Raw genomic sequence first — 9,647 nt, forward strand, 5'->3', positions numbered from 1 at the left:
GACCGGAAGCAGCCATAAAAATAAGGCCAACCAACGTATCATAATGCTTGCAACGTGTAGATTTCGTCCGGCCGCCAACCAAGACCAAGCGCCATGCGGATTGCGACCAGTAGAACGATAGTGGCAAGGAACAGGCGCAGATATTCTGGCCGCATACGCTGTGCCAAACGCGCGCCAATCTGCGCGCCGGTGACACTGCCGATAAGCAGAAATACGGCAAGTACGATGTCGACGGCCTTGGTGGTAAGACTATGCATCATCGTAGACGCCATGGTCACAAACAAAACCTGGAATAATGACGTCCCTACAACCACCTGCGCGCCCATGCCCAAAAGATACAGCATGGCGGGCACCATTATGAAACCGCCGCCAACACCAAGCAGCATGGTCATAATGCCAGTGACAAAACCCAATATCAACGGCGCAAGCGGTGAAATGTAAAGACCCGAACGATAGAAGCGCCAGCGCATGGGCAGGCTGGCAACTAGCGGGTGATGCCGTCGCTTTGCTGCGACGACCGGCTTACCCGACCGGGTGGCACGCACGCTCGACAGGCTTTCTTTGGCCATCAAGCCACCGATGCTGCCCAGCATGAGGACGTACAGAATGTTGATGACGGTATCAATCTGGCCGACGGATTCCAATATTTCAAAAATTGCAGCGCCCGCGCCAGTACCGAATATGCCGCCTACCACGAGCACACCGCCCATCTGGAAATCAACACCGCCGCGCTTCATATTTGCAAACACGCCCGACACGCTTGCACCGGTCACCTGCGTGGATGCGGACGCCGCCGCAACTGCAGGGGGGATGCCGTAGAAAATCAACAAGGGTGTCGTCAGGAACCCGCCGCCTACGCCGAACATGCCCGAAAGCACGCCGACGCCGCCACCCAGTAGGATGATGACCAGCGCATTCACCGACAAATTGGCTATGGGAAGATATATATCCATGATCGACGGATAGACCCTAACCGCATTTCGCGGCAGGATAAAGGCTAGCGCTTAGAAACTGGTGGACAAGGTCACGGCGGGACCATTGCAGTGTTGGGCATCGCCCGCAACGCGAAATCGCCAACTTGCGTCGATCCGCAATCTGGCGGGTCCAGCGGGTACCCAGGCGCGCGCGGACGGCCCAACATCCAGACGCATCATGTCGCTTTGCCCGCCGCCCCATATGCCTCCACCAGCAGAAAGCTGCGCGCCACCTTGGCTGGCCAACGGCCCTTACTTGCTATGTTGCAGCCTGATGGCCATAGTAATTTTACATGATCAATATTCCAAAATCACTAACCAGAAAATCTGCTTTGCGGGCATTTTTGTCCAGCGGAGCGGCTGGTGGGATACTGCTGATGGTGGCGGCCGCGCTGGCCATGATCATTGCTAATTCAGTTTTTGCGCAAGATTACACCCATCTCATTCATGCGGTTACCGGCCCAGAATTGACGCCCAAGCTCGGACCAATGACATTACATCTTTGGATCAACGATGGTCTTATGGCGATTTTCTTTCTGCTCGTTGGCCTGGAGATAAAGCGCGAATTTGTGGATGGTCACTTGTCTACTTGGGCTGATCGCAGACTTCCGATGATTGCGGCTGCTGCTGGCATGATTGTGCCAGCTATCATTTATCTTGCTATTGCAGGGGGCGAGCCCGCCTTACGACGTGGTTGGGCCATTCCCGTTGCAACCGATATTGCCTTTGCCATTGGCGTACTTGCCCTGTTGGGCAGTCGTGCACCCGCGTCGCTGAAGCTGTTCCTGCCGACGGTTGCAATTGTCGACGACATGGGTGCTGTTGCGATTATTGCTGTATTTTACACAGCCGAGCTGAACCTTGTCGCGCTGGCTGCTGCTGGAACTATCTGGTGCGCGATGTTTTTGTTGAACCGGTTTCGGGTCAATGTGCTTTGGCCATATCTGCTCCTTGCGGCCTTGTTATGGTATGCCACATTATTGTCCGGCGTACATGCCACGATTGCCGGCGTATTGGCCGCTTTCGCCATACCGCTCCGACGCACACTTGCCGCCCCGGATGCAGCGGATTCGGCGCTACATCGGCTGGAACATGCCTTGGTGAAACCCGTGGCATTTGTCATTGTGCCGATTTTTGGGTTTGCCAATGCTGGGGTTTCGCTGGAGGGCATAAACTTTGCCGCACTTACCGCGCCACTTCCGCTGGCTATCGCGATGGGTCTGTTTTTGGGCAAGCAAATCGGCATTTTCACCAGCATTTGGCTTTCGGTTAAGCTCGGCATTGCTGCTCGGCCGCACAACGCCAGCTGGACGCAAGTTTTCGGCGTCGCCGTACTGTGCGGTATCGGTTTTACAATGAGCTTGTTTATCGGTGGTCTTGCTTTTGCAGGGCCGGCACAAGGTGACGCTGTCAAGATTGGTGTTTTGATAGGGTCGCTACTTTCCGCGATCCTGGGCTATAGTGTTTTGCGCTTCGCCGCGTCCCGCAAGCGGCTGTCTGGAGATGCCATATGAAGTTTCGCAGTTATATCCTGCCGCTCACGTTGCTCGCTTCAAGCTGCAGCACGGTACCGTCGCCATCGGTTGCGCCAAAGGCCGTGCCTTCAATGTCTCTGACTGACGTTTCTGACGCGTATATTCAATTGACGCTCGAAGCTGGCACGCATGAGCCGGAATATGTGGATGCGTATTATGGTCCAGCTGCGTTGCAGTCCGCAGCCACCGCGAACCCGCGTTCGCTTGCCGATTTGATTGCGCAAGCTCGCACACTCACCGCTGCCATAGATGCCGCTTTACCGGGTATCCAGTCGCTGCCAGATCGCCGCCGCGCACGCGCGCTGCGTGGTATGCTTGTCGCTGCAGATACCCGGCTACAGATGCTTCAGGGCCGCAAATTCGCGTTTAACGCAGAAGCCGAGGGCCAGTTCGCGACAGTTCCGGAATTAATGCCCTTGGCCCATTATGATGCCATTTTGGCTGGCCTGGAAAAGCTCATTCCGGGCAACGGCCCACTCGCAACACGAGTGGATAGCTTTAACGAGAATTATACGGTGCCCAAGGATCGGATGAAGCCCGTCTTCGACGCGGCGATTGCCGAGTGCAAACGGCGGACTGAAGCGCACATCAACCTGCCGGCGGGTGAAACTTTTGATATGGAGTTCGTGACGGGGAAGCCGTGGTCGGGTTATAATTATTATAAGGGCAATTACAAAAGCCTGATCCAGATCAACACCGACCTTCCCATCCGCATCAGTCGCGCCGTCGATCTTGGTTGTCATGAGGGCTATCCCGGGCATCATGTCTTGAACCTGTTGGTTGAGGAGAGACTGGCGCGTAAAAATGGCTGGAAGGAGTATGAGGTAAACCCCTTGTACAGCCCGATGAGCGTCCTTTCCGAGGGAAGCGCAAATTACGGGATTGATCTGGCATTTCCGGCGCAGGAGCGCTTGGCCTTTGAACGCGACGTGCTGTACCCATTGGCTGGCCTGGACCCCCAGACAGCCCAAGCCTATTGGAAAATGCAGCAAATGACCGAGGCACTTTCGGGCGCGCGGCTAACGATCGCAAAAATGTATCTGGACGGTGAAGTGACGCGGCCACAGGCTTTGGCTTTGACGCAGAAATATCTCTTACTTTCGCCGGCCCGGGCCGAACAATCCATTGGCTTTACGGACCATTATCGCAGCTATGTGATCAACTATGGCTGGGGCAACGACTTGGTCAGGAACTATATCGAACGCGGCAATCTGGCCGAGGGCGAGCGGTGGCGCCGGATGGAGAAGATATTGAGCGAGCCGACTTCGCCGTCTGACTTACTGCCATAAGCAAATTGACAGCGGCATTATGACGCGAGATTGTCTTGGTATAACCTCCAGCGGCAAGGGCGCAGCGCCGACGCTTAGTCGGCCGCTATAGAAAGACACGGCGTTACCGGTACTTCGTGATGGGCAAGTGGGGGATAGAATGACGAGCCATGCCCTAAGGGCAGGTTAGCCCAATCAACTCAGCCGCTGCAAGTAAAAAGGGCGACCATTTCTGGCCGCCCTACATTTTTACCTTATAATACAATATGTTATAGCTTGGCAACGAGCTCCGGCACAACCGTAAACAGGTCGCCAACGAGGCCAATATCTGCAACTTGGAAGATCGGTGCATCTTCGTCCTTGTTGATGGCGATGATGACCTTGGAATCCTTCATACCGGCCAAATGCTGGATCGCGCCGGAGATGCCGACGGCGACATACACTTCTGGTGCGACGATCTTACCGGTTTGACCAACCTGATAGTCATTGGGCACAAAGCCAGCATCCACGGCAGCGCGGCTTGCGCCAACGCCAGCGCCAAGCTTGTCGGCCAATGGCAATATGGTCGCGGCAAATGTCTCTGCATCCTTCAATGCACGGCCGCCCGATACGATGATCTTGGCAGAGGTAAGCTCAGGGCGTTCCTGCTTGGCGATCTCTGCCGAGAGGAAGGTCGATGTGCCTGAATCGCCGCTGCCCGAGACAACTTCGATCGTGGCCGAACCGCCAGTTTCTTCGGCCTTGGCAAAGGCTGTACCGCGCACGGTGATGACCTTCTTGGCGTCGGACGACTGCACAGTGGCAATCGCGTTACCGGCGTAGATGGGCCGCGTGAACGTATCCGCGCTTTCAACCGATAAAATGTCTGAGATTTGCATGACGTCTAGCAAGGCCGCCACGCGTGGCGCGATGTTCTTGCCGTTCGATGTGGCAGGCGCCAGAAACGCGTCATGGCTTGCCATCAATGAAGCAACCAATGGCGCGACATTTTCGGCCAATTGTTGCGCATAGGCCGCGTCATCGGCAACATGCACAGTTGCCACGCCAGCGATTTTGGCAGCTTGCGCAGCAACTGCGCCGCAGCCTGAACCGGCAACGAGCACATGCACTTCGCCAATCTGTGATGCAGCGGTGACGACGGCAAGGGTAGCATCCTTCAACGATGCATTGTCATGTTCGGCATAAACGAGGGTCTTCATGCGGCCACTCCCATTTCCTTAAGCTTTGCAACCAGCGCATCGACGTCGGCAACCTTGATACCGGCGCTACGCACGGGGGGCTCGACAACCTTCAGCGTCTTAAGACGCGGAGTTACATCGACGCCATAATCGGCAGGTGTTTTCTGCGCGAGTGGCTTTGACTTTGCCTTCATGATGTTTGGCAAAGACGCATAACGCGGCTCGTTCAAACGCAGGTCAGTCGTTATGATGGCTGGCATCTTCAGCGACACTGTCTGCAAACCGCCATCGACTTCGCGCGCAACATGCACTGAATCGCCAGATACGTTTACCGTATTGGCAAAGGTGCCTTGCGGACGACCCGTTAATGCTGCGAGCATCTGGCCGGTCTGGTTGGAGTCATCGTCAATCGCCTGCTTGCCAAGAATGACAAGGCCGGGCTGCTCTTCTTCAACGATCTTCGCGAGGATCTTGGCAACGCCCAAAGGCTCGACATCTTCCGCAACGACAAGGATCGCGCGGTCAGCGCCCATGGCGAGCGCAGTCCGCAATGTTTCTTGTGCCTTGTCCGGCCCAACCGACACTGCGATCACTTCTGTCGCAACGCCCTTTTCACGCAAACGCAACGCTTCTTCGATGGCGATTTCGTCAAACGGGTTCATGCTCATTTTGACGTTCGCTAAATCCACGCCCGAACCATCGGGCTTTACCCGCGGCTTAACATTATAATCGATGACCCGCTTAACGGGGACGATGATCTTCATGTGCTCATCCTTCCTTACCGACTCAATGGGACAGGTAGATGCCATCCCAAACTGCTGTGCCTATGCTGACCGTTTACGTAAACGTCAAGTGCCTGATCGACCCGTGATATCGAACTTATTCAGCATTTCCGTCGGCCCTCAACGCATGTTGGGACCAACGGATACAATCTCAAGCTGCTTTGCGCACTTCTGCCACAATTTTCTCTGCTGCATCGCCCAGATCATTGGCCGACACGATTGGCAGGCCGCTATTGGCGAGAATGTCCTTGCCTTGCTGCACATTGGTGCCTTCGAGGCGGACAACGAGCGGCACCGACAGGTTCACTTCCTTTGCCGCAGCAACGATACCGTCCGCGATAATGTCGCATTTCATGATGCCACCGAAAATGTTCACCAATATGCCCTTTACGGCAGGGTCCTTAAGGATGATCTTGAACGCAGCCGTGACCTTTTCCTTCGAAGCGCCGCCACCAACGTCCAAGAAGTTGGCCGGGAATTCGCCGTTCAGCTTGATGATGTCCATGGTGGCCATCGCAAGGCCAGCGCCATTGACCATGCAGCCGATGTTGCCGTCGAGCTTGATATACGCAAGGTCATATTCGGATGCTTCGACTTCAGCAGGGTCTTCTTCGGTCAAGTCGCGCAGCTCGGCGAGATCTTTGTGCCGGAACATGGCATTGCCATCGAACGCAACCTTGGCATCCAGCACCAACAGCTCATCGCCATTTTTGCCTTCGCACACAGCGAGCGGGTTGATTTCAATCTGCTCAGCATCAGTACCGATGAAAGCGCTGTAAAGCCCCGCCAGCACTGTCTGCGCCTGCTTGGCAAGATCACCCGTCAGGCCAAGCGCCTTTGACACACTGCGGCCGTGGTGCGGTTGGAGGCCCGTGGCTGGATCAATGATTATCGTGTGGATTTTCTCGGGGCTATCATGTGCCACGTCTTCAATGTTCATGCCGCCTTCGGTCGACGCCACAACCGCAATACGGCTGGTCGCACGATCAACGAGCAGGGCAAGGTAGAATTCTTGCTTAATGTCGGCGCCGTCGGTGATGTACAGACGGTTGACTTGCTTGCCTTCTGGACCAGTCTGGATCGTTACCAGCGTGTTGCCCAACATGTCCTTGGCATGGGCCTCAACCTCATCCAGATTAAACGCCAGACGCACGCCGCCTTTTGCGTCTGGGCCCAGTTCCTTGAACTTGCCCTTCCCACGTCCGCCGGCATGAATTTGCGATTTCACCACATATAAGGGACCAGGCAATTGCTTAGCGGCGGCAACCGCCTCTTCGACACTCAATGCCGCGATACCGGCAGGGCAGGGCACACCGAATTTTGCGAGAAGTTCTTTGGCCTGATATTCATGGATATTCATGGGAGATTACGTCCTCGGGAAAAGAGAGTTTCGGCGGTTGCTTAAGCACAGACGCGCACTGAATGGAAGGCCTTGCACCCATGTTTTTTGGTTCATGCAGGGGCGCAGACTGGGCAGAGAAATATGTTCCAGAGTTGCGACCTCCGCGCCTCTACGTGCAAAAGTTCAAGGCAGTAAATTGAGCGCAACCAATTCGGCGCGGAGTGATGCTGCATCTCTAAAATGATGTGCGGCAAAACCAGTCTCGCGCGCGCTGATGACATTGGCATGATTATCGTCGATAAAAATCGCTTGCCCCGGCTTTATTCCGAAACGCTGCAACGCCAGTGCGTAAATGGCAGGATCAGGCTTCGCCAATTTTTCGACTCCCGACACGATTATGTCCTGAAAAAGGTCGAATATCTGCTGTGTCGGGCGGAATCCTTCCCACAATTCTGCGCCAAAATTAGTGATCGCAAATAACGGCACGCCGCTTTCGGCGAGTTCCTGCACAATCTCCAACGACCCTGTGACGGGCCCTGGAATGGTCTCATTGAAACGGGGGGCGTAGGCCGCAATCAACGTGGCATATTCTGGAAATTCAGCAATCCGCTCGGTAACCATATCGTCCAAAGCGCGACCCGCATCATGTTGAAAATGCCATTCGGGCGTCACGACATGCGTGACGAAAAATTCCAGCGCATCTTTGTCTGCGATCAGCTTGGCAAAAAGATAGCGCAGGTCCCATTCGAAAAGCACTTTGCCAACATCAAACACGACTGTGGTTATCTTCATGATCACAATTTCCTTATCGCCAGGCGCAAAAAAACCGCCCGCGAATCAAATTCGGAGCGGCATTTTGTGAGAGCCATCCGCCTGCAATGCGCAGGCAGGGTAAAATTAACCCTGGCGCGCCTTAAAGCGTGGCTGGGTCTTGTTGATGACATACGTGCGGCCACGGCGGCGAATCACGCGGTTATCGCGATGGCGGCCCTTGAGCGACTTCAGAGAATTAACGACTTTCATCGGATTTGCCCGTCTAATAAATGCAAGAAGCTTGAATTGAAGGGGCGCTCCTATGGATCGGGCAGCGGAAAGTCAAGCGCGATTGGCCCTATTTGCGGATTAAGCCCCCATAGATTGTTGGATGTGGTAAGGGGCAGCCTTAAGGATGTACCTATGATGAAAAATGCGCGGTTCTTGCCGCTTCTCTCGTTTGCCCTCCTGACGGCTTGTGTCGAGCCAACTGGCCCGGTTGAGGTTACGCGCTTTAATCGCGCCGCAGAAGGCGTGCCGTATGGAGCCGGCAGCTTCGCTGTCGCGCTGGTTGGCGAATCGGCATCGGACAGCACGCTTTCGGGGTCGCCTTATCTTGCGGCCGTCGCGCGCGAAATGCAGCGGATTGGCTATCGCGACATAGGAGGGGATGCGGACGTGGTCGCAGAGACCCGTTTCGGCGCCACGATGATTCGTACCGATCGACGCGCGCCTATATCGGTTGGCGTCGGCGGCTCCACCGGCAGCTATGGCTCCGGTCTGGGCATTGGCCTTGGCATTAATTTGAGCGGCGGTTCAGCAGCTCAGTTGCAGACAACATTGGGCGTTCGCATCGTCCGGCGCAGCGACCGGGTGGTGATTTGGGAAGGCACGGCGGTGCAATTGGCAAAGGCTGGCTCACCCGCCGCCCAACCCAGTATCGCCGCGTCCAAATTGGCCGAAGCCTTGTTTAAGGACTTCCCCGGCGTGTCTGGTGCGACTATCCGCGTGCCATGACTTCATTGCGAGAGCGAACCAAAAATGCCGATTACTGACATCAACGCCGCCTTCGACAGTGGCAATATCATCGTCCATGCAATGCAGGGCAATGTGGCGACCCTTGGAATCCGCACGGACAAGGATTCGGAATTTGCACAATGGTTCCACTTTCGCGTGGCGTGCACTTCAGGCGAGGAGCTGGAATTGCGGATTACAGGGCTTGAGGGCAGCGCCTATCCCGGCGGCTGGCCCAATTACCGCGCTTGCGTCTCCGAAGACCGCGATTATTGGGGTCGCGCTGATACCAGCTACGACAAGGCGTCGGACGGCGGCACGATGACCATCCGCTACACCCCCGCAAGCGATCTTGCATGGTTTGCTTATTTCGCCCCTTACAGCATGGAACGACACCATGATCTGATTGCCGAGACGGCATCGCTTGAAGGCGTGACCTATCGCTGCCTTGGCCACAGCCTTGAAGGCCAACCGATTGATTGCCTTGAAATGGGCAAAGGCGAAACGCAGGTCTGGCTTTATGCGCGCCAGCATCCCGGCGAGACCCAGGCCGAATATTGGATTGAAGGCGCGATTGATATGCTGACGGACCTCAGCGATCCGCATACGCGCGTGCTGCTGGAAAAATGCCGCTTCCACATTGTGCCTAATTGCAACCCCGATGGAAGCTGCCGCGGGCATTTGCGGACCAATTATCTGGGCGTCAACCTGAACCGCGAATGGGCCGACCCATCGGCAGAACGCAGCCCCGAAGTGCTTGGCATCCGCAACGCGATGGATGAAAAAGGCGTGCATTGGGCC

Annotated in this window: 11 protein-coding genes; 5 read left to right on the forward strand and 6 right to left on the reverse strand. The window is 55.7% G+C overall.

Going from position 1 to position 9,647, the window contains the following annotated elements:
* Positions 1-38: 38 nt before the first annotated feature.
* Positions 39-953, reverse strand: a complete 915-nt coding sequence (locus QE270_RS00405; RefSeq protein WP_300033723.1) for a sulfite exporter TauE/SafE family protein — start codon at positions 951-953, stop codon at positions 39-41.
* Between the two features lie 90 nt (positions 954-1,043).
* Between QE270_RS00405 and QE270_RS00410 the strand changes: the two genes are divergently transcribed.
* From QE270_RS00410 to QE270_RS00420, 3 genes are read left to right on the forward strand one after another with little or no spacing between them, the layout of a single operon-like run.
* Entirely contained in the window at positions 1,044-1,271 is a 228-nt protein-coding gene (locus tag QE270_RS00410) for a hypothetical protein (protein WP_300033725.1), read from the forward strand.
* Complete coding sequence (gene nhaA, locus QE270_RS00415) at positions 1,268-2,488, forward strand: Na+/H+ antiporter NhaA (protein WP_300033727.1); 1,221 nt, start codon at positions 1,268-1,270, stop codon at positions 2,486-2,488. The genes QE270_RS00410 and nhaA overlap by 4 nt, the downstream gene beginning before the upstream one ends.
* Positions 2,485-3,798 carry a hypothetical protein gene (locus QE270_RS00420; RefSeq protein WP_300033729.1) on the forward strand — a complete coding sequence of 438 codons (1,314 nt, stop codon included), beginning with the start codon at positions 2,485-2,487 and terminating at the stop codon, positions 3,796-3,798. The genes nhaA and QE270_RS00420 overlap by 4 nt, the downstream gene beginning before the upstream one ends.
* Before the next feature lie 248 nt (positions 3,799-4,046).
* Here QE270_RS00420 and QE270_RS00425 read toward each other — a convergent pair whose 3' ends face one another.
* The 5 genes from QE270_RS00425 to ykgO all read right to left on the reverse strand — a co-directional run bounded on the left by QE270_RS00425 (position 4,047) and on the right by ykgO (position 8,102).
* A complete protein-coding gene (locus tag QE270_RS00425; protein ID WP_300033731.1) occupies positions 4,047-4,976 on the reverse strand; it encodes an electron transfer flavoprotein subunit alpha/FixB family protein in 930 nt (309 codons plus the stop codon).
* Positions 4,973-5,719 (reverse strand): electron transfer flavoprotein subunit beta/FixA family protein, encoded by a 747-nt coding sequence (locus QE270_RS00430; RefSeq protein ID WP_300033733.1) that lies wholly within the window; start codon positions 5,717-5,719, stop codon positions 4,973-4,975. The genes QE270_RS00425 and QE270_RS00430 overlap by 4 nt, the downstream gene beginning before the upstream one ends.
* Positions 5,720-5,888: 169 nt before the next feature.
* Positions 5,889-7,097 (reverse strand): ADP-forming succinate--CoA ligase subunit beta, encoded by a 1,209-nt coding sequence (gene sucC / locus QE270_RS00435; RefSeq protein WP_300033735.1) that lies wholly within the window; start codon positions 7,095-7,097, stop codon positions 5,889-5,891.
* A gap of 165 nt (positions 7,098-7,262) precedes the next feature.
* Positions 7,263-7,871 (reverse strand): HAD family phosphatase, encoded by a 609-nt coding sequence (locus QE270_RS00440; RefSeq protein WP_300033737.1) that lies wholly within the window; start codon positions 7,869-7,871, stop codon positions 7,263-7,265.
* Positions 7,872-7,976: 105 nt separating this feature from the next.
* On the reverse strand, positions 7,977-8,102 hold the full coding sequence (ykgO, locus tag QE270_RS00445; protein WP_125229386.1) for a type B 50S ribosomal protein L36: 126 nt from the start codon (positions 8,100-8,102) through the stop codon (positions 7,977-7,979).
* 153 nt (positions 8,103-8,255) lie between these two features.
* On the opposite strand from ykgO, the gene QE270_RS00450 reads away from it, so the two are divergent.
* Positions 8,256-8,849 (forward strand): DUF4136 domain-containing protein, encoded by a 594-nt coding sequence (locus QE270_RS00450; RefSeq protein WP_300033739.1) that lies wholly within the window; start codon positions 8,256-8,258, stop codon positions 8,847-8,849.
* A gap of 24 nt (positions 8,850-8,873) precedes the next feature.
* Positions 8,874-9,647 (forward strand): M14-type cytosolic carboxypeptidase (locus tag QE270_RS00455; RefSeq protein WP_300033741.1); only part of this gene is annotated, 774 nt, incomplete at its 3' end.

The sequence above is a fragment of the Sphingorhabdus sp. genome (assembly GCF_029865925.1).
GTDB lineage: Bacteria > Pseudomonadota > Alphaproteobacteria > Sphingomonadales > Sphingomonadaceae > Sphingorhabdus_B.